General features: G+C 69.5%; 20 protein-coding genes and 1 pseudogene. 8 read left to right on the top strand and 13 right to left on the bottom strand.

Annotated elements, in window-relative coordinates:
• Window positions 1-98: 98 nt before the first annotated feature.
• Together WMK75_RS05925 and WMK75_RS05920 are read right to left on the bottom strand one after the other, a co-directional pair.
• Window positions 99-679, bottom strand: a pseudogene (locus WMK75_RS05925) (IS5 family transposase); the annotation flags it as partial.
• Window positions 680-747: 68 nt separating this feature from the next.
• Window positions 748-1,104, bottom strand: coding sequence for a LysR family transcriptional regulator (locus WMK75_RS05920; protein WP_347266740.1), 357 nt, complete (start codon window positions 1,102-1,104; stop codon window positions 748-750).
• A 107-nt stretch (window positions 1,105-1,211) separates the two neighbouring features.
• On the opposite strand from WMK75_RS05920, the gene WMK75_RS05915 reads away from it, so the two are divergent.
• Together WMK75_RS05915 and WMK75_RS05910 are read left to right on the top strand one after the other, a co-directional pair.
• Window positions 1,212-2,393 (top strand): acetyl-CoA C-acyltransferase family protein, encoded by a 1,182-nt coding sequence (locus tag WMK75_RS05915; RefSeq protein WP_347266739.1) that lies wholly within the window; start codon window positions 1,212-1,214, stop codon window positions 2,391-2,393.
• 70 nt (window positions 2,394-2,463) lie between these two features.
• Window positions 2,464-3,171 (top strand): DUF1003 domain-containing protein, encoded by a 708-nt coding sequence (locus WMK75_RS05910; RefSeq protein ID WP_347266738.1) that lies wholly within the window; start codon window positions 2,464-2,466, stop codon window positions 3,169-3,171.
• A 263-nt stretch (window positions 3,172-3,434) separates the two neighbouring features.
• Here the strand turns inward: WMK75_RS05910 and WMK75_RS05905 are convergent, their stop codons facing one another.
• From WMK75_RS05905 to WMK75_RS05880, 6 genes are all read right to left on the bottom strand, one after another.
• The gene (locus WMK75_RS05905) at window positions 3,435-4,049 is read right to left on the bottom strand and encodes a queuosine precursor transporter (RefSeq protein WP_347266737.1); all 615 of its coding nucleotides are present in this window, start codon (window positions 4,047-4,049) and stop codon (window positions 3,435-3,437) included.
• Window positions 4,050-4,146: 97 nt separating this feature from the next.
• Window positions 4,147-5,271, bottom strand: coding sequence for a serine hydrolase domain-containing protein (locus WMK75_RS05900; protein ID WP_347266736.1), 1,125 nt, complete (start codon window positions 5,269-5,271; stop codon window positions 4,147-4,149).
• Window positions 5,268-6,218, bottom strand: coding sequence for an esterase-like activity of phytase family protein (locus WMK75_RS05895; protein ID WP_347266735.1), 951 nt, complete (start codon window positions 6,216-6,218; stop codon window positions 5,268-5,270). The genes WMK75_RS05900 and WMK75_RS05895 overlap by 4 nt, the downstream gene beginning before the upstream one ends.
• Window positions 6,191-7,063, bottom strand: a complete 873-nt coding sequence (mepA, locus tag WMK75_RS05890) for a penicillin-insensitive murein endopeptidase (RefSeq protein WP_347266734.1) — start codon at window positions 7,061-7,063, stop codon at window positions 6,191-6,193. The genes WMK75_RS05895 and mepA overlap by 28 nt, the downstream gene beginning before the upstream one ends.
• Entirely contained in the window at window positions 7,060-8,418 is a 1,359-nt protein-coding gene (locus WMK75_RS05885; protein WP_347266733.1) for an MFS transporter, read from the bottom strand. Before WMK75_RS05885 ends, mepA begins: the two co-directional genes overlap by 4 nt.
• Before the next feature lie 43 nt (window positions 8,419-8,461).
• A complete protein-coding gene (locus WMK75_RS05880; RefSeq protein ID WP_347266732.1) occupies window positions 8,462-9,034 on the bottom strand; it encodes an acyl-CoA thioesterase in 573 nt (190 codons plus the stop codon).
• A 132-nt stretch (window positions 9,035-9,166) separates the two neighbouring features.
• Between WMK75_RS05880 and WMK75_RS05875 the strand changes: the two genes are divergently transcribed.
• Entirely contained in the window at window positions 9,167-9,460 is a 294-nt protein-coding gene (locus WMK75_RS05875; protein ID WP_347266731.1) for a YggT family protein, read from the top strand.
• Entirely contained in the window at window positions 9,460-11,508 is a 2,049-nt protein-coding gene (recQ, locus tag WMK75_RS05870) for a DNA helicase RecQ (RefSeq protein WP_347266730.1), read from the top strand. Before WMK75_RS05875 ends, recQ begins: the two co-directional genes overlap by 1 nt.
• Window positions 11,509-11,511: 3 nt before the next feature.
• Here the strand turns inward: recQ and WMK75_RS05865 are convergent, their stop codons facing one another.
• Window positions 11,512-12,126, bottom strand: a complete 615-nt coding sequence (locus WMK75_RS05865; protein ID WP_347266729.1) for an enoyl-CoA hydratase/isomerase family protein — start codon at window positions 12,124-12,126, stop codon at window positions 11,512-11,514.
• 79 nt (window positions 12,127-12,205) lie between these two features.
• On the opposite strand from WMK75_RS05865, the gene WMK75_RS05860 reads away from it, so the two are divergent.
• The 4 genes from WMK75_RS05860 (at window position 12,206) to WMK75_RS05845 (ending at window position 16,676) form a co-directional block, all read left to right on the top strand.
• Window positions 12,206-13,813, top strand: coding sequence for a DUF2125 domain-containing protein (locus tag WMK75_RS05860; protein ID WP_347266728.1), 1,608 nt, complete (start codon window positions 12,206-12,208; stop codon window positions 13,811-13,813).
• 96 nt (window positions 13,814-13,909) lie between these two features.
• The gene (locus WMK75_RS05855; RefSeq protein WP_347266727.1) at window positions 13,910-15,262 is read left to right on the top strand and encodes a TldD/PmbA family protein; all 1,353 of its coding nucleotides are present in this window, start codon (window positions 13,910-13,912) and stop codon (window positions 15,260-15,262) included.
• Complete coding sequence (locus WMK75_RS05850) at window positions 15,249-16,028, top strand: 3'(2'),5'-bisphosphate nucleotidase CysQ (RefSeq protein ID WP_347266726.1); 780 nt, start codon at window positions 15,249-15,251, stop codon at window positions 16,026-16,028. The genes WMK75_RS05855 and WMK75_RS05850 overlap by 14 nt, the downstream gene beginning before the upstream one ends.
• Before the next feature lie 102 nt (window positions 16,029-16,130).
• Window positions 16,131-16,676 carry a flavin reductase family protein gene (locus tag WMK75_RS05845; protein ID WP_347266725.1) on the top strand — a complete coding sequence of 182 codons (546 nt, stop codon included), beginning with the start codon at window positions 16,131-16,133 and terminating at the stop codon, window positions 16,674-16,676.
• Window positions 16,677-16,690: 14 nt separating this feature from the next.
• On the opposite strand, the gene WMK75_RS05840 is transcribed toward WMK75_RS05845, so the two are convergent.
• The 4 genes from WMK75_RS05840 to WMK75_RS05825 all read right to left on the bottom strand — a co-directional run bounded on the left by WMK75_RS05840 (window position 16,691) and on the right by WMK75_RS05825 (window position 23,231).
• A complete protein-coding gene (locus tag WMK75_RS05840) occupies window positions 16,691-17,764 on the bottom strand; it encodes a pyridoxal-phosphate dependent enzyme (protein ID WP_347266724.1) in 1,074 nt (357 codons plus the stop codon).
• Between the two features lie 133 nt (window positions 17,765-17,897).
• Window positions 17,898-19,241: an HlyD family type I secretion periplasmic adaptor subunit gene (locus tag WMK75_RS05835; protein WP_347266723.1), complete on the bottom strand. Its 1,344-nt coding sequence runs from the start codon at window positions 19,239-19,241 to the stop codon at window positions 17,898-17,900.
• Window positions 19,234-21,153: a type I secretion system permease/ATPase gene (locus WMK75_RS05830; RefSeq protein WP_347266722.1), complete on the bottom strand. Its 1,920-nt coding sequence runs from the start codon at window positions 21,151-21,153 to the stop codon at window positions 19,234-19,236. The genes WMK75_RS05835 and WMK75_RS05830 overlap by 8 nt, the downstream gene beginning before the upstream one ends.
• A gap of 122 nt (window positions 21,154-21,275) precedes the next feature.
• Complete coding sequence (locus WMK75_RS05825) at window positions 21,276-23,231, bottom strand: hypothetical protein (protein ID WP_347266721.1); 1,956 nt, start codon at window positions 23,229-23,231, stop codon at window positions 21,276-21,278.
• Between the last annotated feature and the right edge of the window lie 54 nt (window positions 23,232-23,285).

Here is a 23,285-nt window from a genome sequence, read left to right as displayed (position 1 = left end):
CCCTCACGTTGTGGCAAATCCGCAATTTCGTGACAGCAATATCAATCGCTTATCAGTTTTGCTGTCGAACTTGGGAGATCCAGCTCGGCAAGCGGCACGTCGGCATCGAAGGCCTTGTCGGCCAGAAGCGCGTCGCATGCCACGTCCTCGATCAGCGGTGCGACGCCTTTCAGGTCCCGTTTCAGATCCCGGGCCTGACCCGGCAGGAGGACAGGGTCGGACAGGTCGCCCAGGGCATCGACCAGCGCCACGATCCTGGTGGTCAGTCCGCCGCGCAAGCGCCCGATGGCCTGAGCCTGAGTCCCCCCCCCTTGCGCCGCTCGCCTTCTGGTGAGCCTGGACGATCCTTTCGGCGCGGCGCTCGAACCGGTGGCGCGCTCGCGCCTCAAACATCGATCAGCGCGCATTCGAAGTCTGGCTCGCCGCGGATCTCATTGAAAAGGCGCTCGGAAACACCCCTCGTGACCCATCTGCGAAGGCGGCGGAACACACTGTTCCAGTTCCCGAATTCCGGTGGCAGATCCCGCCAGGGCAGGCCGGTGCGCACGCGCCAGAGAACAGCCTCCAGAAACAGGCGATTGTCCTTGCCCGTCAAGCCGCTGTCGATCTCCTTGCCGGGAAGATGGGGTTCAAGGCGCGCCCAGACCCCATCCGTCACCACAAATCGCTGCCCGTCCATTCAGACCTCCCTTCGGGAAGCCTGAATCAGAAATCAGGCAGGATGGGAAACCTGAATGTCCACGGGCCCTAGTCCGATCCCGCCTCCTGCGCTGCGCGCAGCCGCGCCAGTTCGGCCGCGCCGCCCCGGCGCAGCAGCGCCTCCAGCGCGCGATAATCGGCCAGCACGCTGCGCCCCGCATCGCTCAGCGCCGCGCCGCCGCCACCGGCGCCGCCGCGGCTGCTGTCGACCAGCTGCGCGGCGAAATGGCCGTTCATCTCCTCGACCAGCGCCCAGGCGCGGCGATAGCTCATGCCCAGCCGCCGCCCCGCGGCCGAGATCGAGCCGGTCTCGTCGATGGCCTGCAAAAGGTCGGCCTTGCCGCGGCCGAAGGTCAGGCCCGAGGCGAAATGCAGGCGAAGGCTGAGGCGCGGATCGTCGTCCATGTCCGCATCATGCAGCCCCGCCACCGCGCCGCAAGAGCGCAGTGCTTTCCTGCCCGCCCGGTCGCGGCTAGGATCGGCCAGGCTCAACGGGAAACTTCGGGGGAATCATGTCCGACAATGAAATCGTCATCCTGTCCGGTGCGCGCACGGCTATCGGCACCTTCGGCGGCAGCCTCGCCGGCGTGCCGCCGATCCAGCTGGCGGCAACGGCGACGCGGGCCGCGATCGAACGCGCCGGCATCGGCGCCGATCGCATCGGCACCGTGGTCTTCGGCCATGTCATCAACACCGAGCCGCGCGACATGTATCTGTCGCGTGCCGCCATGCTCGAGGCCGGGGTGCCCGACACCGCACCGGCGATGAACGTGAACCGGCTCTGCGGCTCGGGGGCGCAGGCCATCGTCTCGGCCACGCAGTCGCTCTTGTCGGGGGACGCGGATTTCGCCGTCGCCGGCGGCGCCGAATCGATGAGCCGCGCGCCCTATGCCGTGCCCGCGGCGCGTTTCGGCGCCAAGATGGGCGACGTGCAGATGCTGGACATGATGGTGGGGGCGCTGACCTGCCCGATGGGCACCGGCCATATGGGCGTCACCGCCGAGAACGTGGCGCGCGAACATGACATCTCGCGCGAGGCGCAGGACGCCTTCGCCCTGGAAAGCCAGCGTCGCGCCGCCGCGGCCATCGCCGCGGGCCATTTCCGCGACCAGATCGTGCCGGTCGAGGTGAAGGGCCGCAAGGGCGTGGTGGCCTTCGACACCGACGAACACCCCAAGGAAACCAGCCTGGAAAAGCTCGGCACGCTGAAGGCGGTGTTCCAGAAGGGCGGTAGCGTCACCGCCGGCAATGCCTCGGGCATCAATGATGGCGCGGCGGCGGTGGTGCTGGCGCGCGCCGATGCCGCCAGGGCCGCGGGGGCAAAGCCGCTGTTTCGGCTGCTGGGACATGCCATCGCCGGCGTGCGCCCCGAGGTCATGGGCATCGGCCCGATCCCTGCGGTCGAGGCGCTGCTGAAACGCACCGGGCTGGGCGCCGGCGATTTCGATGTCATCGAATCGAACGAGGCTTTCGCCGCCCAGGCGCTGGCGGTCAGCAAGGCGCTGAAATTCGACCCGGCGCGGGTGAACCCGAACGGCGGCGCCATCGCGCTGGGCCACCCGGTCGGCGCCACCGGCGCCATCCTGACCGTCAAGACCATGTATGAGTTGATGCGCACCGGCGGCTCGCGCGGGCTGATCACCATGTGCATCGGCGGCGGCCAGGGCATCGCGCTGGCGATCGAGCGCATCTGAACTCCTCCCGGCGCGCCCGGCCCCCGGGGTTGCGGCGCGCCGGGCACAGGCAGGACGAAAGGCAGTGTCGATGCAGGATGACCCGCCCGCCGCCGCCGGCTGTTCCCTTTGCGGCCGCGCCTGCGATCCGCGCGATCTGGTCCAGGCGCCGAACCTGCGCCCGGCGCTGGCCGAGCTGATCCGGCACGAGCACCCGGACTGGAATGATTCCTGCCGGATCTGCGCCGACTGCCGGCAGCGCTACCGCCAGATGCACCTGACCCGGCTGCTCGCCGACGATGACGGCGAGTTGGGCGAGCTTGAGGCCGAGGTGGCGATGGCGCTGTCGCGCGGCACTCTGCTGACGCCCCTGACCGCGCCCGAGGACGAGGACGAGCGCCTGACCCTGGGCGAGCGCATGGCCGACCGCGTCGCCGACTGGGGCGGCTCTTGGGGCTTCATCCTCAGCTTTGTCGTGGTGCTGGTGCTGTGGATGGCGGCGAATGTCTCGGGCCTGCTGCTGCGCGCCTTCGATCCCTATCCGTTCATCCTGCTGAACCTGGTGCTGTCCTGCCTTGCGGCGCTGCAGGCGCCGGTCATCATGATGAGCCAGCGCCGGCAGGAGGCCAAGGACCGCCACCGCGCCGAGAACGACTATCAGATCAACCTCAAGACCGAGCTGGAACTGCGGCAGCTGCACGAAAAGATCGACCACCACCTGACGCATCAATGGCGCCGCCTGCTGGAGATCCAGCGCATCCAGGTCGATCTGATGCACGAGATGCGGCGCGGGCGCTGAGGCGCCGGCCCTCCGGTCCAGAAGCGGAACGGCCAAAATGGAACGGGCCGCTTCCTGCGAAACGGCCCGCGAGATCCACGGAGATGGTCCGGTTAGGGTTGGTGCCAACCGTCCCAGCCAGGGTTCAAGACCCTTGGGTTTGCCCTCAGGCCACGGCCCCCCTGACTGTCCCGACACCTCTCTCCAATATCACTCTCGACACTGGACCACCTCCTTTCAATAAGTTGCCGTATGCTCCCAGCCTGACACAGAACCGCGGCCAGTCAATGGGCCTGTGCGCGCCGCTGGATCAAATTTCCGACGATGATCCGGAACGGAATCAGCGCCAGCACCGCCTGGGCCATCTTCACCGACCAGTCGGCGACGGCCAGCGACACCCAAAGCGGCAGCTCGGGCCCCCGCCCCAGCAGCGCGACCGGCGCATTTGCCCAGGAAACGTCGTCATTGGGAAACAGCACCGCCAGCTGCGCGGCAAAGGCGATGGTAAAGAAGACCGCCGTATCCAGCACCGATCCGGCCATGGTCGCGGCCAGGGGCGGCAACCACCAGTTGTATTTCCGCAACTGATTGAAAATCGCGATGTCCATCAACTGCGCGGAAAGGAATGCCGCGCCCGAGGCGATGGCGATGCGCAGCGTGGTCTTGTCCAGACCCGCGGCCACGACCGAACACAGGATCCCGGTCACAAAACCCGCAAAGACCACCCGGCGCGCGGCCTCGGGGCCATAGACGCGGTTCATGATGTCGGTGACCAGAAAGGCCACGGGGTAGGTCAGCGCCCCCCAGGTCAGCCAGTTCCCCAGGAGATGCTGGACCAGGATGTTCGAGGCCACCACGACAATGGCCATGGCGATGACGCCGGGAAGGATGCGGGGCATGTCTGGATCCGTTTTGACAAGGTGGCGGAGACTCGGCCCCCGATGGGGGCAGCTTGCGATAGGTCCGATCGGCGCGCCTGTCAACGCGCTTGCCCGGCTACAGCGCGGCGGCGGCGGCGATCTCGGTGGCAAAACCGCCGTTCACACCCTCGACGGCGGTATTGGTCAGCGCCAGCAGCGTGCGCCGCCGCGCCGGATCGATCAGCCAGCTGTGGCCATAGATGCCGCCCCAGCCCAGTACGCCCTCGGGCAGGCCGATGCCGGCGCGCGCCGCATCGGTCAGCACCGCCCCCGCCCAGGCATGGCCCCAGCCCGGGCCACACATCGGGTGGCGCTGGCGGATGCGATTGGCCAGTGCCGCGGCGCGCATTCCCTCGCTGAGAAAGCTGCCGCCCTGCAGGCAATCAAGCAGCACCATGACCGCCCCCGCCGTCCCCGCCATGCCGCCCCCGCCCGAGGGAAAGGCGGCAGGGTCAAGGATGCGCTCGGGCAGATAGCAGTAATGCAGCTCCGGGCGCAGCGGATTGGCGATGCGGGTCGGGCCGCGCATCCGGCGCGGCTCGGGCCGGGCATCGGCGTAATTCGCCGCCAGCCGCGCCGGGTCGGGCACGGAAAACCCCGCCTCGATGCCCAGTGGGTCGGTCACCAGCCAGGCCATCGCCTCGGGCAGCGGCCGGTCGGCGGCGGCGGCGATCACCGCGCCCAGCACGTCGCTGGCCACGGAATAGCGCCAGCGCAGCCCCGGAGCATGGTCCAGCGGCACCGAGGCGATGCGGCGCAGATTGTCGGCCAGGGTGATACCGGTTTCGCCGATGCCGTCCGAGACACCGGCGCGGGCATAGGGTCCGCCTTCGGGCTGGTTGAAGCGATAGTCCAGCCCCGCCTGATGCGACATCAGCTGGTCGAGGGTGATCACCGGCCGGCTGCCGTCGGCCAGCGCCGGGGCGAAATCCGGCAGCCAGCGCGTCACCGGGTCCAGGGCCGAAAGCCGCCCCATGTCCATCAGCCGCAGCGCCGCCACGGTGGTAAAGGGCTTGCTGACCGAGGCATAGCGCAGCCAGCTGTCCTCGCACATGGCCCGCCCGGCCTCGCGGTCGGCCATGCCGGCGGCGCGGACATAGACCAGCCGGCCCGCCTCGGCCAGCATCACCACGCAGCCGACGATGCGGCGCTCGGCCAGGGCGCTGTCGATGGCGCGCTCCAGCGCCGCCGCCGCTGTCAATCCGTCACCCGGTATTCGACCAGTTCCGTGCGCTGCAGCAGACCGAAATTGTCGTCCGAGATCAGGGTGATGCGGATGCCCTGGCCATCGTCCCAGACCGAGATGCCCTCGAGGTTGTCATATTGCAGCGGCCGGGTTTCCAGCAGCACGCGACCCTGGCCGATGCCGTCGCCACTGCCTGTCAGCTCAAAGCGGCGCAGACGCGAGCGAAAGCCCAGCAGCCCCTTGAAGTCGCGCTCCAGCAGGTAAAGCCGCCCGTCCGGGCCGATGTCGGCCCCGACCGCCAGCCAGTCGCCGGAACGCGGGATGGAAAACGGCTGGTCCCACCTGCCGTCGCGCCAGCGCCAGACCGGAAACGGCCGCGTCAGTGCGCCCGAGCGTTCCGGCAGCGTCAAGAGCGTGCCGTCGGGCAGCACCGCCAGCGCCTCCAGCGCGGAATTGCGCTGCATCGCCTTGAAGGCGGCAGGACGCGGCAGCGGTTCCGAGGGGCTGTCGGGGGTGGCAAAGCGCACCACCCGGGTCAGGCCCTCGAAACTGACATAGATGCTGCCGTCCGGCGCCACCGCCAGCCCCTCGCTGTCGCCCTGCCAGCCGGGTTTCAGCGGCTGGCCGCCGCTGTCTTTCAGCCGCGCGCGCCCGGCCAGGTCCAGGCCGCGGATGCGGCCCTCGGCGTCGCGCTCGATGCTGCCCCAGCGCAGGGTGGCGCGGTCCGACAGCGCCACGAAGCGGCTGCCGTCGTCGCTGATCTCAAGCCCCGAGAAGCCGCCGAAATCCTCATCCGGCATCGACCAGACATGGCTGCCGACATATTCGACCCGCGGTCCCGCGGGCGGAGTGGGGTCGGCGGCGTACAACACCGGGGCGGCCAGCAGCAGCGCCGCCAGCACCAGCCCCGAGAGCCAGGCCGCGGCGCCCGGGATCAGCGGGCGGTGGCGACGATCTGGCATTGCCGGGGCATTTCACTAAGCCGAAAGCTGCGCGGGTGGCGATAGCTGGGGTCGGGCGGCACCGGCTTGACGCGGCTCGGGTCGATGCGGTTCTTGATCCATTCCGCCGCCTCGTCGCAGCCGTCGCCCGGGGGCGGCGCGTCCTGGTCGCGACAGACCGAGCCGGCCGGACAGGCCAGGCGGACGTGGAAATGATAGTCGTGATTGTTCAGCGGCCGGATCTTGCGCAGCCAGGCGCGGTCGCCGCCGGCGTCCTGGCACATGGCGACCTTGGCGACCGGATCGACGAAGATGCGCTCGACGCGCGGATCGCGGGCGGCGGCGCGGATGATCGCCATATGCGCGCCGCTCCACAGGCCCGAGGGCGCGGTGCCGGCCCGGTTCACCACCGATTGCGACGAGATCTTCTCGCGCTCAGTGGCGCTCAGCCGCAGGCTGACGGGCGGCAGCATCCAGATGTCGGCGTCCAGCCCGGACTGGTGGCTGGCATGGCCCGAGGTCATCGGCCCGCCGCGCGCCTGGCCCATGTCGCCGATATACAGCCCCTGCCAGCCGGCCTGGCGTGCCGCCTGCGACAGGCCGATGAGGAAGCTGACCAGTTCCGGATGGCCCCAGTGGCGGTCGCGCGACAGCCGCATCGCCTGCCAGGTCGGACCGGACTGCGGCAGTTCCACCGCACCCGAGACGCAGCCCTTGGAATAGAAGCCGATCGAAACCGGGGCGCCGCCGGTCGGGCCGGGGGCCGCGCCGAACACATCCTTGGCCAGGGGATCGGCCAAGGCCGGTTGCGCCACGCCCAAGGCGCCCAGCGCCAGCGCGGCGACGGTCAGGAACTTGCGGATCACTGCTCTGCCTCTCCTTCTGCTTTGACCCAGACTAGCAGAAGCAGCGCCAGAAGGAACATCACGATGAGCGGAGAGATGCCCTGACGCTGGCTTCCGCTCAGGTCGGTGGCGACCGCGATCAGCAGCGGCGCGAGAAAGGCGGTGGCCTTGCCGGAAAGCGCATAAAGACCAAAGGCCTCGGTGGCCCGCTCCGGGGTGGTGTGACGCACCATCATCGTGCGGCTGGCGGCCTGCAGTGCGCCGCCGGCGCCGCCGATCAGCACGCCGCAGAAAAAGAACAGCCCGTCCGGCAGGCGCGATCCCGGCGCCAGCGCCAGCCCCAGCACCTGCTCGCGGCTCATCGAGGTGACCAGCACGGTGACCGCGATCAGCACCAGCGTGCAGGCGACGATCACCGGCCGCGGCCCCCAGCGCCGGTCGGCGCGGCCGCCGATCCAGCTGACCAGCGCCGCCGAGACCGCGCTGACCACCCCGAACACCCCGGCCAGAAACACCGGCCAGCCCAAAACCGTGCCGGCATAGACGCCGCCGAAGGCGTAAAGTGCGTTCAGCGCATCGCGCGAGAACATCGACGAGACAAGCCAGGCCGCCAGCGAGCGGCGGCGGCGCAGGCCGGCCAGCAGCCGCCACAGATCGGCCATGGCGGCGCCCAGCCGCAGCCGCCGGCGCGGGCCCGGCGTCTCGGGCACCCACAGCGCAAAGGGGATCATGAACAGAAGATACCACAGCGCGGTAAAGGGTCCCGCCGCGCGCGTGCCCTCGCGCAGCGCCGGGTCAAGGCCGAACACCGGCGCGATGCCCAGCAGCGTGCGCCCGGTCTGCGGGTTTTCCGCCAGCAAAAGCAGCACCACCGCCAGCGAGATCACCCCGCCCAGATAGCCGAAGGCAAAGCCCGAACCCGAGACGCGCCCGATCTCTGAGCGCGGCGCCAGCCCGGGCAGCAGCGCATTGGTGAAGATGGTGGCGAATTCCATGCCGATCAGGCCGATGCCGAAGGAAAGGACCGCCAGATGCAGGTCGGGCTGCGCGGGCGTCAGGAACCACAGCCCCCAGGACCCGGCGATGTAGAAGCCGGAAAACAGCCAGACCCAGATCAGTCGCCGGCCGCTGTTGTCGGCAATCGCCCCCAGCACCGGGGCCAGGACCGCGATGATCAGCCCGCAGATGCCGAGGCCATAGCCCCACAGCGCCTGCGCCGCGGCGCCGGCGGCCTCGGGCGTCATGCCCTGGCCCTGAAAGTGGCGCCGCGCCACCTCGGCGTAATAGACCGGAAAGATGAAGGTGGTCAGCAAGGTGGCAAAGGGCTGGCTGGCCCAGTCAAAGAACCACCAGCCCCAGATGCGTCTGCGTTCCATGCCACCCCCGCGCGAAATCAGGCTGCATAAGGCCAAAGCGCGCTCAGGCTGGCAAGTCGCCATTCGCGTCCGCGGCGGCGATCGCGGGCAGGGCGGGCGGCCAGGGGCGCTGCTCCTCGGCCGCGATCCAGCCCTGCACCCAGTCGGGCAACGGCGGGCTGGCCTCGGCGCGCCCCGCCGCCGCCAGCAGCGCATCCGGCGCCACGATCCCCTGTCCCGAGGTGATCGCCATGCGCAGCAGGATGTGATTGCAGCATTCGCCGTCCCGCCACATGCTCTGCTCGATGTAAAGAAAGCGCGCGTCCCATCCCAGCGTGCGCGAGACCATGGTAAAGCGCTGGAAACAGCGGATGCGCCGGCGATAGCGCACGGAACTGCCAGCGACGGTGATGCCCCAGCCCTTGCGGCGGATGGTATCGACCATGCCGGTCCTGACCGCCATCGGCAGCCGGCCCAGGTCGTAAAGCGTCAGCGTGCGGCCGTTGTTCAGCTCGATCCAGGGGTCCAGATCCCAGGGCCAGCAGCGATGGTGCGAGACATGCGCATCGAGCAGGCCGATGCGCGGGCTGCGCCGGCAGCGCAGCATTTCCCCGGCAAAGCGGAACACGGGATACATGGGCGGCCTTTCCTTGCCTGAACGCGCCGCAACCGGCTAGCTGCCGCCGCCGGTTGGCGTCAACCGCGACGCTGCGGCTTGCGCAAGGCCGGCGGCTGGCTTACCTGTCCGGGGAAAATGCAAGGGGAAGCCATGGGCACGCTCTACGAAGCCTTGATGCTGATACTCGATGTGGTCTGGTTCGTGATGATCGCCCATATCATCATGTCCTGGCTGATCAACTTCCAGGTGCTGAACCTGCGCCAGCCGCTGATCTGGCAGATCTGGAACGGGCTGAACCGGCTTCTGGAACCGCTTTACGCGCCGGTGCGCCGCATCCTGCCCGATACCGGCGGGCTGGATCTGGCGCCGCTGGTGGTGTTCATCGCCATCATCATCGCCCAGCGCGCGCTGGCCAACAACGCCGGCTTCTTCTACGGTTTCTGATGTCGGCCGCGCCCCTGCTGCGGCAGGTCTTCGGCTTTGACGGCTTTCGCCCCGGGCAGGAAGAGATCGTCGATGCCGTGGCCGCCGGCCGCGACGTGCTGGCGATCATGCCCACGGGCGGCGGCAAGTCGCTGTGCTATCAGCTGCCGGCCTTGATGCGCGACGGGCTGACGGTGGTGATCTCGCCGCTGATCGCGCTGATGCGCGACCAGGTGCGGGCGCTGACCGAGGCGGGCGTGGCCGCCGCCGCCCTGACCAGCGGCAATTCCGAGGCCGAAAACGCCGAGGTCCTGCGCGCACTGGCAGCACGCGAGCTGCGCCTGCTCTACATGGCGCCGGAACGCCTGGCCTCGGGTGCGACGGTGCCGATGCTGAAACGCGCCGGCGTGCAGGCCATCGCGGTCGATGAGGCGCATTGCGTCAGCCAATGGGGCCATGATTTCCGTCCCGACTATCTGCGCGTGGGCGAGTTGCGCCGCGCGCTGGCCGTGCCGCTGGCCGCCTTCACCGCCACGGCGGATGCCGAAACCCGCGAGGAAATCGTCCAGCGCCTGTTCGGCGGCGCGCCGCCGCTGTGCTTTCTGCGCGGTTTCGATCGGCCGAACATCCATCTGGCCTTCCGGCCCAAGGACGGGCCGCGCCGGCAGATCCTGGAGTTTGCCGGTGCACGCCGCGGCCAGTCGGGCATCGTCTATTGCGGCACCCGCGCCAAGACCGAGGCCCTGGCCCAGGCCCTGAACGAATCCCGCCTGCCCGCCACCGCCTATCACGGTGGCATGGAGGCCGAGGCCCGGCGCGAGGTCGAGGCGCGTTTCCAGCGCGAGGACGGGCTGATCGTCGTTGCGACCGTCGCCTTCGGCATGGGCATCGACAAGCCCGACATCCGCTGGGTGGCCCATGCCGACCTGCCGAAATCCATTGAGGCCTATTACCAGGAAATCGGCCGCGCCGGCCGCGACGGCGCCCCGGCCGAGACGTTGACCCTGTATGGTCCCGACGACATCCGCCTGCGCCGCAGCCAGATCGACGAGGGGCTCGCCCCGTCCGAGCGCAAGGCCGCCGATCATGCGCGGCTGAACGCGCTGCTCGGCCTTGCCGAGGCGATAAGCTGCCGCCGCGCCGTGCTGCTGGGCTATTTCGGCGAACAGGCGGCGCCCTGCGGCAATTGCGACCTCTGCGACAGCCCGCCCGAGACCTTCGACGCCACCGAAGCGGTGCAGAAGGCGCTGTCGGCGATGCTGCGCACCGGCCAGTCCTTTGGCGCGGGCCATGTCATCGACGTTCTGACCGGCACCATGACCGAGCGGATCTCCCAGCGTGGCCATGACCGGCTGCCGACCTTCGGCGTCGGCCGCGACCTGACGCGGGCCGAATGGCAGGCGCTGGTCCGGCAGATGCTGGGCCGCGACCTGATCCGCCCCGACCCGGAACGCCACGGCGGGCTGGCGATCACCGCCGCCGCGCATCCGGTGCTGCGCGGCGAGGAACACGTCACCCTGCGCCGCGACCTGGTGGCGCAGCCGCGCCCGGCGACGGTGGTGCGCACCCAGGTCGACGACGAGGACGCACCGCTGCTTTCGGCGCTGAAGGCCAGGCGCCGGGCGCTGGCCGAGGCGGCGCGCGTGCCCGCCTATGTCATCTTCCCCGACCGCACCCTGATCGAGATGGCGCAGACCCGGCCGCAGACGCTGGACCAGATGGCAAGGATCAGCGGCGTCGGCGCCACCAAGCTTGAACGCCATGGCGCGGCCTTTCTGGCGGTGATCGCCGGCGAGGTGGCACCGCTGCACCCGGCGCGCCGGGCGCTCGCCGGACGCGAGGCGGGCGTGCTCTTCGACCGGCTGGCCGAGGCGCAGGCCCGGCTGATCCGCGGCGCGGACGGCACGGAAAAGCCGCTGTCGGTGACGAATTCGGCCCTTCGCCGCATCGCCGAGGCCCGGCCGCGCGATCTCGGCCGGCATCTGGACGCGGCACAGCTGGAACGCTTCGGTGCCGCCTTCGCCGCCGAGATCGCCGACGCAATCGCCGATGACGGCGGCCGGGGCTGAGGCTCAGATCATCTGCTTGATCGCCGCGACATGCTGGGGCTTGGCGGCGCGCACATCGGCGGTCAGCGCCAGCGCCGTCTCGAGCAGCTCCTCGCGCGGCACCAGCCGGTCCACCAGCCCCCAGGCCAGCGCCTCGGGCGCGTCGATCCTTTGCCCGGCCATCAGGATCATCTTGGCGCGCGAGGGGCCGACCAGCGCCGCCAGCCGCGCCGGATCGTTCGGCTGCGGCAGGAAACCCAGCCGCATCACCGGATAGAAGAACTGCGCCTCGAGCACCGCAAGGCGCAGGTCGCAGGCCAGGACCATGCCCATGGCGCCGCCGGCACAGGTGCCGTTCAGCGCCGCGACGGTCAGGCAGGGCATGGTGGCGATGCGGGCCGAAAGCCGTTCCCAGCCCGGCGACAGCGCCAGCCCGGCGCGGGCCTCGTTCAGATCCGCCCCGGCCGAGAACACCGTGCCCGCGCCGGTCAGGATCACCGCCCGCAGGTCGGGCCGCGCCGCCAGCCTGCCAAAGGCCGAGACCAGATCCGCCAGCATCGCCCCGGTCAGCGAATTGGCCCGTGCCGGACGCTCGATCAGCACGCGGCCGACGCCGTCGGCGAAATCCGCCACTATCATCATTCCCTCCTTTCGGCGCCCCCGCCGCTGTGGCAGAACCGGGCAGACCCTGATGCCATCGCACCGGAAAGGTAACGACATGACCCTGCGACTGACAAGCTCGGCCCTGGCACTGGCCGCGATGACCATGCCGGCCCTGGCCGAGGTGACCCCCGAGCAGGTCTGGCAGGCCTGGCTCGACTATTACCAGTCCATGGGCAACAGCGTCACCGAGGGCAAGCGCGACCTGGCCGGCGAGACGCTGACCCTGACCGATGTGGTGATCAGCAGCGGCACCACGGACCCCCGTTCGAGCATCGCCATCCCCGAGATCACCCTCAGCGCCACCGGCGACGGCAAGGTGCGCACCGTGCTCTCCGAGCATCTGGCCGGCACGGTGAAGGGCTCCGATGAGGATGGCGGCAGTTTCGAGCTGCCCTTCACCGTGGACCTGCCCGGCAATGTCATCACCACCTCTGGCGAGGTGGGCGACATGACGCATGAGCTGGACTATCCGGGGCTGAACCTGGCGCTGAGCACGATCACCAGCGAGGGCAAGCAGCATCCCCTGCCGGTCAAGCTGGCCGTCACCGACACCACCGGCACCCTGCACGCCGTTTCTGGTCCGCCGGCGAAATACGACTATGCGCTGAATTCCGACAAGATCACCTTCACCGGCGATTTCGACGATGGCGAGGGCGAGCGGGTCAAGCTCTCGGGCAGTCTGATGCAGACCGCCTTTTCCGGCAACATGACCCTGCCGGCCGGGATCAGGCCCGAAGAGGACATGAACGCGGCGCTGAAGGCGGGGCTCGCCTTCTCGGGCGTGGTCCGCTCGGGTCCGCTGGCCGGGCTGTTCGAATTCACCGGCACCGGCGATGATGGCCAGGTCAGCAGCGGCTCGGGCCAGTATGACGGCAAGGGTTTCGAGCTTGGCTATACGCTGTCGCAGGACGGTCTGGGCTATCAGGCCAGCGCCGACGCGACCAGCTTCCAGATGACCTCAAGCGACCTGCCCTTCCCGATCGCCTATGCCGTGGACAGCGGCGGCTTCGACATGCAGCTGCCGGTGATGCAGTCCGACCAGCCGCAGCCGTTCAAATTCGCCTATTCGCTGGCCGGGCTCACCCTGGGGGATGCGATCTGGAACATGTTCGACCCCGGCGCCAAGCTGCCGCGCGACCCGGCCTCGCTGGATCTGGACGTGACCGGCAACATGCGGGTGATCAAGGATGTCTTCGACATGTCCGAGGCGCAGCCCGCGCCCGTCCCCGCACCCGCCGATGACACCGACGCCGCCACCGCCGAGGGCGTGGACCCCGACGCGCCCGCCGACACCGCCGAGGCCCTGGCCGAGGCTGCCGAGGCCGGCCCCGAGACCCCCTTCGCGCCGGTCGATCTGACCATCAACCAGTTCGCGCTGAGCGCGCTGGGCGCCCGCGCCCATGCCGAAGGCATGCTGAAGGCAGCTGAAAGCGGCGACATGACCGCGCCGATCGGCCAGATCATCGTCACCTATGAGGGGCTGAACGGGCTGATCGACACGCTGGCCAGCATGGGCCTGATCCCCGAGGACCAGCTGACCGGGGTGCGCATGATGCTGGCGATGTTCGCCAAGCCGGTGGCCGAGGGCCAGGACAAGCTGGAAACCCGGCTTGAATTCCGCGAGGGCGGCGCAATCTTTGCCAACGGCCAGCAGATCCAGTAGGCCGGAACCGGCGGCGCCCGAACCCGCGCCGCGCCAAACGTCTGCCCGGGGGCCGCGTCGCCATGCGGCCCCCGGCCTGCAAGCAAGGTGACCTGCATGACCGAATTCCACCGACTCGAGGCGCTGACGCGGCAGCTTCTGCAGGCCGCGCGGCGCGCCGGGGCCGATCAGGCCGATGCCATGGCGATCGACGCCACGGCGGTCTCGGTCGATGCCCGCGGCGGGCGGCTGGAACATGCCGAACGCGCCGAGGGCGTCGAGATCGGCCTGCGCGTGCTCATGGGCGGGCGGCAGGCCTGCATCTCGGCCTCGGACCATTCAGAGCGCACCATCGCCGGCATGGCCGAACGCGCCGTCGCCATGGCGCGCGAAACCCCGGTCGATGACATGCTGGGCCTGGCCGAGCCGCATGAGCTCGCGCAGGCCACCGACAGCGGGGCGCTGGAGTTGCGCGATGCCGCCGCCGCCCCCGAGCCCGGGGCGCTGCTGGAGCTGGCGCTGCGCGCCGAGGCCGCGGCGCTGGCGGTGCCCGGCATCTCGACGGTGGAATCGGCCAGCGCCAGCCATTCGCTGCGCCGCATGTGGCTGGCGGCCTCGAACGGGTTTTCCGCCGGTTACGGGCGCAGCGGCCACAGCGTCTCGGCCGTCGCCATCACCGGCGAGGGCAGCGGCATGGAGCGCGACTGGGCCGCCGAAAGCCGGGTGCACGGCGCCGACATGCCACCACCCGAAGAGATCGGCCGCCTTGCCGGCGAACGCGCGGTGGCCATGCGCGGCGCGCGCAAGCCGCCGACCGGCGCCTTTCCCGTCCTTTACGACCAGCGCGTGGCCGCCGGGCTGATCGGGCATCTGGTCAGCGCGGTGAATGGAACGGCGGTGGCGCGCGGCGCAAGCTGGCTGCGCGACGCCCTGGGCGAAGCGGTGCTGCCCGCGGGCCTCTCGCTGCGCGAGGACCCGCACCGGCCGCGCTTTGGCGCCTCGCGGCTGTTCGACGCCGAGGGCCTGGCGACGGCGCCGCGGCTGATCGTGGAGGGCGGCGTGCTGCAGGGCTGGACGCTGGATCTGGCGACGGCGCGCAAGCTGGGCATGGCCTCGACCGCCAGCGCCATGCGCGGCGCCGGCAGCCCGCCCGCGCCCGGCGTCACCAATCTGGACCTGTCGCCCGGCCCGAAAAGCCGCGAGGAGCTGATCCGCGAGATGGGCCGCGGCCTGGTGGTGACCTCGATGCTGGGCGCCTCGGTCAATGCCACCACCGGCGATTATTCGCGCGGCGCCAGCGGCTTCTGGGTCGAGAATGGCCAGATCAGCCATGCGGTGAACGAATGCACCATCGCCGGCAACCTGCGCGAGATGCTGCTGCGCCTGACCGCCGCCAGCGACCTGCCGCAATGGCGGGCGATGACCGTGCCCAGCCTGCTGGTCGAGGGGATGACCCTTGCCGGAGGCTGACCTCGCGCTGCTGACCGGGGCCGCGCATGAGGCCGGCCGCATCGCCCTGGGCTTCTGGCGGCGCGAGCCGCGCGTCTGGATGAAACCCGACGGCGCCGGGCCGGTGACCGAGGCCGACCTGGCGGTGAACCGGCATCTGGAAACGGTCCTGCGCGCGGCCCGCCCGGATTACGCCTGGCTCAGCGAGGAAAGCGCCGACGACCCGGCGCGGCTGCGGGCCGAGGCCTGTTTCATCGTCGATCCGATCGACGGCACCCGCGCCTTCATCGACGGGCAGATGGGGTTTTCCGTGGCCCTGGCGGTGGTGCGGCAGGGCGAGGTGACGGCGGGCGTGGTGCATCTGCCGGCCCAAGGCACCACCTTTGCCGCCCATGCCGCCGGGCCGGCGCTGCGCAACGGCCTGGCCATCGCCCCCGCACGCCATGACGGGCTGGCCGATGCGCATGTGCTGGCCGGCAAGCCCAGCCTCGAGCCGCAGCACTGGCGCGGCGCCGTGCCGCCGCTGCGCCGCGGCTTTCGCCCCTCGCTCGCCTGGCGGCTGTGCCTGGTGGCCGAGGGGCAGTTCGACGCGGCGCTCTCCGTGCGGCCGGCCTGGGAATGGGACGTGGCGGCGGGGGTGCTGATCGCGGCGCGCGCCGGCTGCCGGGTCAGCGACCTGGCCGGGCGGCCAATGCGCTTCAACAGCCCGGGCGCGCAGGTGGACGGGCTGGTGGTGGCGGCGCAACCGCTGCACGGGCAGATGCTTGCGGCGATGACCCCGCGCTGAGCGCCGCCGCCCAGGCGCTTGATGCCCCGGCCGGCGCTGGCTAAACAGGGGGAAAGGCCGGTCACGCTCTGGCCTCGTTCTTGCAGATGACAGGGCGCAAGCATGAGCCTTCTTCCCCCATCAGCCCGCAACCGGCTGGCCGACGAGATCACCTTTCATCCCGCCAGCGCCGAGGCCCGCGCCCTGCGCGAGGCACTGGGCCGCTTTGCCACCGGCGTCACCGTGGTCACCACCGCCAGCCCGATCGGCCCGCTGGGCATGACCGTGAACAGCTTCACCAGCGTCTCGCTCGAGCCGCCGCTGGTGCTGTGGTGCCCGGCCTGCGCCTCGGCCCGGCACGACAGTTTCGTTGCGGCCGAATACTGGTCGGTGCATGTACTCGGCTCGGAACAGCTTGAGACCTGCCTGCGCTTCACCCGCGGCGGGCATCAGTTCGAGGGGCTCGAGCACGGTTTCACCCCCGAGGGCGTGCCGGTCATCCCCGGGGTGGCGGCGCGTTTCGACTGCCGGACGCATGACGTGCATGTGGCGGGCGACCATACGGTGGTGATCGGCCGCGTGCTGCGCGTCACCACCGGCGGGCCGGGCGAACACCCGCTGGTCTTTGCCGCCGGCCTGTTCGGCGAATTCGCCCCCGACGCCACCTGAACGCCCGCCCCCTTTCAGCCCAGCTGATGGCCGGGGGTGGATTGTGACAGCGCCAGTTCCTCGGCATCCATGTCCTCGGGGATCTCCTGAAACAGCGGCGTGGAGAGATAGCGCTCGCCGGTGTCGGGCAGGATGGCGAGGATCGCGGTCCCCGACACCGATTCGCGCGCGATCTGCATCGCCGCGGCAAAGGTCGCACCGGCCGAGATGCCACAGAGAATGCCCTCGCGCATGGCAAGGTTGCGCGCCCAGGTGATGGCCTCGGGTCCGGCGACCGGCAGCACGCGGTCACAGGCGCCCATGTCCAGCGCCTCCTGCAGCACCAGCGGGATGAAATCCGGGGTCCAGCCCTGGATCGGATGCGCCTCGAAGGCGGGATGGCTGGCGGCCGGCGCCCCCGACGCGTCGCGCGGCTGGGCGATGCCGCTGGCGACCAGCGCGGCACTGGCCGGCTCGGCCAGGACGATGCGGGTCTCGGGGCGTTCGCGGCGCAGCAGGCGAGCAAGGCCGGTGACCGTGCCGCCGGTGCCATAACCGGTGACCACGACATCCAGCCTGCGGCCGGCGAAATCGCCGATGATCTCGCGCGCGGTGGTGCTTTCGTGGATGTCGGCATTGGCCGGGGTCTCGAACTGGCGGGCCAGGAACCAGCCATGCCTTTCGGCCAGTTCCACCGCCTTCAGATACATGCCGAAGGCCTTTTGTGCGCGCGGGGTCAGCACCACCTTGGCGCCCAGATGCCGCATCAGCCGCCGGCGTTCGACCGAAAAGCTTTCGGCCATGGTCACCACCAGCGGATAGCCCTTCTGCGCGCAGACCATGGCCAGACCGATGCCGGTATTGCCGCTGGTCGCCTCGACCACGGTCTGGCCGGGCTTCAGCGCGCCGGAACGCTCGGCCGCCTCGATCATGTTCAGCGCCAGCCGGTCCTTGACCGAGGCGGCGGGGTTGAAGAACTCGGCCTTGACGAACAGCCCGATGCCTTCGGGCGCCAGATTGTTCACCCGGATCACCGGGGTATCGCCCACGGTATCCAGAACGCTGTCAAAGATGCGGCCGCGGCCGCCGGTGGTCCTGATCGTCTGCATGGATCGCCTCGTCTCATGTCGCAAACCTGTCCGGGCCTTGCCCGGCCCGTGACGCAGCATGGCACGATTTGGCGCGCCGCGCCCGCTTTCGGCAGAAGAACTCATCCCGAAGGGCGGGATTTTCGGCGGCGCGCTATTGCTCGCGGAAGGCGCGCGCCATGCTGTCGACGATCGGCTTGGCGATATATTGCGCAAAGGTGCGCTCCTCGGTCTTGATCATGATCTCGACCGGCATGCCGGGCCGGGGCAGGAAATGCGGCACACGCGCCATTTCCTCCTTGGAGAGCGAGACGCGCACGACATAGACCTCGCGTGCCGCGGGCTTGTCGGCGGCCTGGGCCACGGCATCGGCCGAGACATATTCCACCCGCCCGTTCAGGATCGGCGTCGTGCGCTGGTTCAGCGCCACCAGCCGCACCGTCGAGATCTGGCCGATCTTCACGCTGTCGATGTCGCCGCGCGAGACCAGGGTCTCGATGATCAGCGGCGCGTCGTCGGGCAGGATCTCGGCGATGGGGCGGCCGGTCTCGACCACGCCGCCGGCGGTGTGATAGTAAAGCCGCACCACGGTGCCGGCCACCGGCGCCAGCACCTCGGTGCGCGCCAGCACGTCGCGGGCCTTGCGCATCTGTTCGCGCACGCTTTCCAGTTCGGCCTGCACCGCCTCAAGCTCGGCCAGGGCGGCGCGGCTGTATTCGTCGCGGGTCTTCTCGATCTGGGTGCGGAACTTGGCGCGCATCTCGTCGATCTCGGCCGCCTCGGCCTGCAGCCGCGCCACCTGGCCGATCGCGTCCAGCCGCAGCCGCTTCAGGGCACTGACCGCGTCCTGGCGTGCCAGCCCGGCGGCAAGCAGCTCGGACTTGGTGGCCAGTTCCTCCTCGACCAGCTGCATCTGCCCCTCAAAGCTGGCCAGCTGCCGCTCCAGCCCGGTCTGGCGCGCGTCCAGTGCGTCGATATTGCGCTCGATCAGCTGCAGATCGTTGCCAAGGCTGGAATGGGCCACGGTAAAGGACAGCTCCTGGCCCTTGACGATGGCGGCGATCTCGGGGTCGCGCGCCTCGGCCAGCACCTCGGCGGGCAGGGTCAGGCGGTCCTCCTCGCGGTGCTGCGCCAGAAGCCGCGCCTCGGTGGCCTGCAGCCGCAGCTGGCGCAGGAACAGCTCACGATTGCTGGCCTGGGCCAGGGTCTCGTCCAGGCGCAGGATCGGCGCGCCGGCGGTGACGGCATCGCCCTCGGCCACGAGGATCTCGTCGATGATGCCGCCTTCCAGATGCTGCACGATCTTGTTCTGGCCGGTGGCGACGAAACTGCCCTGCGAGATGACGGCGGCGGCCAGCGGCGCACTGAAAGCCCAAAGGCCAAAGCCGCCGAAGGCCAGCACGATCAGGCCGATGCCAAAGACCGCCTGCCGGGTGATCGAGCGCGGCACCTGCGCATACCATTCGGCGGCGTCGGGAATGCGTGTCACCTCAGTCATCCTGCGCCTCGTCCTGTCCAGGGGTTCCCGTGCCGGTCACGCGCCCCGCCGCCGCCTGCCGGTCGGACTTCAGTCGCGCCAGCACCGCCTCGCGCTTGCCAAAGAGCGAAATATTGCCGCCGTTCAGCAGCATGATCTTGTCCACCACATTCAACAGCGCCGGCTTTTGCGTGATGATCACCGAGGTGATGCCATGCTTTCGCGCATGTTCGATGGCGCGCGCCAGCGCCTTGTCGCCGGCCACGTCCAGGTTCGAGTTTGGCTCGTCCAGCACCAGAAAGCGCGGATTGCCGAAAAAGGCGCGCGCCAGGGCCACGCGCTGCTTCTGCCCGCCCGACAGGGGCGAGCCGTCCGCCGCCACCATCGTCTCGTAGCCCTGCGGCAACTGCGCGATCATGTCATGCACATCGGCCAGCACCGCGGCGCGGTGGATCTGCTCGTCAGTGGCGTCCTCGCGCATGCGGGCGATATTCTGCTTGATGGTGCCGGGGAAAAGCTGCACGTCCTGCGGCAGATAGCCGATGCATTCGCCCAGCTGCCGCGGATCCCAGTTGCGCAGGTCCATCAGGTCCAGCCGCACATTGCCCGAAGTGGGCAGGATCGAGCCGACCAGCATCTTGCCCAAAGTGGTCTTGCCGGCGCCGGAATTGCCGATCACCGCCAGCGCATCGCCCGGATCCAGCGAGAATCCCAACCCGTTCAGCACCACCTGCTTGGTGCCGCCCGGGACGTAAAGCAGGCGCTCGACATCCAGCCGGCCTTCGGGATTGGGCAGGCGCAACCGCTCGAACTGATAGCGGGAATTGGTCAGCAGGCGCTGGATGCGCTCATAGGCAGCACGGGTCAGCAGGAAGGTGTGCCAGCCCTCGATGGCGCCATCGACCGGCGCCAGCGCCCGGCCGGCGATGATGGACGAGGCGATGACCATGCCGCCGGTGATCTCGCCATGCAGCGCCAGATAGGCGCCCCAGCCCAGAAGCGCGATCTGCGTCAGCAGCCGCACCGCCCGCGACACCGCCGCCGACATGATGTTGCGGTCCTGCGCCCTGACCTGCGCCGTCAGCGAGGCGGCGGTGTCGCGGCCCCAGATCGACACCGCCTCGGGGATCATCGCCATGGCGTTGATCACCTGGCTGTTGCGCGACATGCTGTCCAGATGCAGGTTGGCGCGCGACTGCGCCGCCGTCGCCACCGCAAAGGGCGCATGCGTCACCCGCTGGTTCACCACCGCGATGACCAGCAGCACGAAGGCCGAGGTCAGCACGATCAGCCCCAGGTCGGGATGCACCAGAAAGATCGCCAGCATGAACAAGGGCGCGAAAGGCACGTCCAGAAACGACACCAGCGTGCCCGAGACCAGGAATCCGCGCAGCTGCTGCAGATCGCCCAGCGTCTGGTATTCGCGCCCCGAGCCGTTCAGCGAGGCATGCGCCGCCGCGCTGAGGATCGGGGCGCCCAGCCGCGCCGCGACCTCGACCGCGGTGCGCATCAGCATGAAGCGGCGCACCGCATCGAGGATCGCCTGCAGCACCACCGCGCCGACGATCACCAGCGTCAGCATGATCAGCGTGTCGATCGAGCGGCTGGTCAGCACCCGGTCCGAGATCTGGAACAGATAGATCGGGATCGACAGGATCAGGATATTGGTGGCGCAGGTCAGGACAAACACATGGATCAGGTTGTGGCGGACCGCGGCGCGACCCTTCTTCAGGCTGGCTCCGAAATCCTCGGGGCCGACGCGCTTGTGAAAGCCCGCGCCCTTGCCGCCGCCGCTATTGCCGGGTTGGCGCAGGATCGGCCCGGTCGAGCCCTCGATGGTCGGGCCCATGCCTTCGGGCGCGACCCTGGTCGGGGCCTTGTCATCGGGGTCGGATCCGGCGATCCGCGTCTCGGGGTCCAGCTTCAGGCGCATCTCGTCCCTGTCGGCTGTGGCCTGCTGCCCCCGCCCCGGGGGTGCCGCCTCATCGCGCGCCGACAAGCCGGCGCCAGTCACATTATCTTTCACAAGGCAAGCTCCAAATTGATGGCGACCGTTCAGGCCAGAACCGAATGCATGACATCAAGGCTGCCACCGTCGCCGGTGACATGGGGCAGCGCCGACAGGTCGTCGCCCGCCGGCGGGTCGATCATGTCGCTGGCCAGGAAGGCCGCCACCGCCTCGCCGGTCAGCGGCGGCAGCGCCACGCCGCTGGGCGCGGCACCGCTGTCGATCAGCCCGGCCTGGTGGATCAGCGCGTCGGTATAGATCTGCCCGCCCGCCAGCACCGTGGAATCGATGCCGGCATCGGTGATGCGCGCATCGTTCACCAGCGCGTTCGAGCCGGTGGTGACGGTGATCTCGTCGCCGGCATTGGCGACGAATTCCTGCAGCGCCAGATAGACCTGATCGGCGTCGCCGACGTAATTGTGCTGCTCGATGGCATTCACCTCGATCAGGTCGCCCGAGATATACAGCACCGAAAGCGAGGTCTTGCCGGCGAACAGAGGATCCTGCGCCAGGCTGGCCGGGATGGTGCCGGCACCGCCCGCCAGGCTTTCGCCGGCGGCGCGGAAATTGTCAGGCAGCGCCAGGACCGTGTCCACGCCGATGCTGGCGATGCTGGCGTAGTTCAGCAGATAGTTGTCGCCGCCGCTGATGCCGGTCACCGGGCCCAGGGTGCCGCCGATGCTGTCGCTGTCCAGCAGCACGTTGACCTGCTCGATCAGGTTCATGGTGATCATGCTGCCGCCGATGATGATCAGGTCGTAGTGAAACCCGAGCCCGACCAGCGAGGCGAAATTGCCCAGCGTGTTGCCGCCCATCTCGATGAAGGTGTTGCTGCCCGAGAACTCGATCTCGGCGCGGTCGTGGTCGGTGACGAAATTGTGGCTCTGCGTCCAGTTCAGCGAGATCACGTCGCCCTCGACCCGTACCACCTGCCAGGCGCGCGGGAATACCGGATCCACCGCCGCCGCCTCCGCGCCGGGTGCCGCCGAGGAGGCCAGTTCGATCCGGGCCGCGTTCACCGCCCGCGAGGGCAGGCTGTCGGGACCGGTCAGCGCCGGGCTGTCGCGGTCCAGCAGCACATTGACCTGGCTGATCACCTGCAGCCGCACCACATCGCCCATGACGGCGATCACCGGCGCGTCCACCCAGTCGCTGCCGACATGCGCCTCGTTCGCCACCAGATTGGCGCCGGTGTTCACATGATGGCCGGGCGCGACGGCAAAGGGGTTGTCGCCGTCCTCGCTGTCGTCCTCGTCCTCCTCCCGGCGCAGGGCAAGCGGCAGGCTGGCGCGGATGTCGGGCATGGCATCGGCGGCGACGCCGTCGATCAGCACCACGCCCATGGCCTCGGCGCCGTGCAGCACCGAAACGCTGACGCCGTCGCTGGCATCGGCCTCCAGCCCGTCCGCTTTGGCCAGCAGCTCAAGCAGCGCCGCGGTCGCGGGCAGTTCGCCCGGCTGCATCAGCGCCGACAGGCCCAGGGTCAGGCCCTGGGCGGCATCGACCAGTTCCAGCAGCTGCGCCGTCAGCTCGGCCGGAGCGACAAACTCCGTTCCATGGCCAAAATCCAGAAAATCGTTGTCCGACAGTTCCAGCCGCTGCACCGTCACCGTCACCATCGAATTCGGCAAGGGAACCTGCCAATGCGGCATGACCGTCTGCGGCGGCGGCAGGTCCAGTGGCTCGGGGCCGGGCAGATGCGGATGCGGCAGGGGAAAGCGCATCGGCGCCGGATCGACCGCGGCCGCAAACGTCGAAAGCCCCGGAGCCAGCGGCTGGGGCGGCGGTTCAAGGATGACATGCCTCAGCCCGGGTTCGAAGGGCGGCACGTCATAGGGCGCGCGGATCGAGACGGTGACATGGGGCAGATCGGCCTGGTCGGGCGGCGCCTCGGTCAGGGCGCGGAACGCGTCATAGCTTTCGCGCAGCCGCGCCGCCTCGGCGTCGAGGTGGAACAGGCCGATGAAATGCGCGATGGCCTCGCTGCTGCGGTCGAGTAACATGCTGGCCGCCTTTCACGTCTTTCCCCGAAACCGCGGGGGAAACAGGATACTCGT

The organism is Paracoccus sp. (in: a-proteobacteria) (assembly GCF_039808215.1).
Lineage (GTDB): Bacteria > Pseudomonadota > Alphaproteobacteria > Rhodobacterales > Rhodobacteraceae > Paracoccus.
This window is presented reverse-complemented; position numbering and strand designations above follow the sequence as displayed.

Coding starts and splice junctions, on each gene's coding strand:
- WMK75_RS05905 (WP_347266737.1), bottom strand. CDS start 4,049: ATGCCCCGCATCCTTCCCGGCGTCATCGCCATGGCCATTGTCGTGGTG.
- WMK75_RS05830 (WP_347266722.1), bottom strand. CDS start 21,153: ATGCGCCTGAAGCTGGACCCCGAGACGCGGATCGCCGGATCCGACCCC.
- WMK75_RS05915 (WP_347266739.1), top strand. CDS start 1,212: ATGTCCGACAATGAAATCGTCATCCTGTCCGGTGCGCGCACGGCTATC.
- WMK75_RS05885 (WP_347266733.1), bottom strand. CDS start 8,418: ATGGAACGCAGACGCATCTGGGGCTGGTGGTTCTTTGACTGGGCCAGC.
- WMK75_RS05880 (WP_347266732.1), bottom strand. CDS start 9,034: ATGTATCCCGTGTTCCGCTTTGCCGGGGAAATGCTGCGCTGCCGGCGC.
- WMK75_RS05910 (WP_347266738.1), top strand. CDS start 2,464: ATGCAGGATGACCCGCCCGCCGCCGCCGGCTGTTCCCTTTGCGGCCGC.
- WMK75_RS05855 (WP_347266727.1), top strand. CDS start 13,910: ATGACCGAATTCCACCGACTCGAGGCGCTGACGCGGCAGCTTCTGCAG.
- WMK75_RS05875 (WP_347266731.1), top strand. CDS start 9,167: ATGGGCACGCTCTACGAAGCCTTGATGCTGATACTCGATGTGGTCTGG.
- WMK75_RS05845 (WP_347266725.1), top strand. CDS start 16,131: ATGAGCCTTCTTCCCCCATCAGCCCGCAACCGGCTGGCCGACGAGATC.
- WMK75_RS05920 (WP_347266740.1), bottom strand. CDS start 1,104: ATGGACGACGATCCGCGCCTCAGCCTTCGCCTGCATTTCGCCTCGGGC.
- WMK75_RS05895 (WP_347266735.1), bottom strand. CDS start 6,218: ATGCCAGATCGTCGCCACCGCCCGCTGATCCCGGGCGCCGCGGCCTGG.
- WMK75_RS05840 (WP_347266724.1), bottom strand. CDS start 17,764: ATGCAGACGATCAGGACCACCGGCGGCCGCGGCCGCATCTTTGACAGC.
- WMK75_RS05835 (WP_347266723.1), bottom strand. CDS start 19,241: ATGACTGAGGTGACACGCATTCCCGACGCCGCCGAATGGTATGCGCAG.
- WMK75_RS05865 (WP_347266729.1), bottom strand. CDS start 12,126: ATGATAGTGGCGGATTTCGCCGACGGCGTCGGCCGCGTGCTGATCGAG.
- WMK75_RS05860 (WP_347266728.1), top strand. CDS start 12,206: ATGACCCTGCGACTGACAAGCTCGGCCCTGGCACTGGCCGCGATGACC.
- recQ (WP_347266730.1), top strand. CDS start 9,460: ATGTCGGCCGCGCCCCTGCTGCGGCAGGTCTTCGGCTTTGACGGCTTT.
- WMK75_RS05825 (WP_347266721.1), bottom strand. CDS start 23,231: ATGTTACTCGACCGCAGCAGCGAGGCCATCGCGCATTTCATCGGCCTG.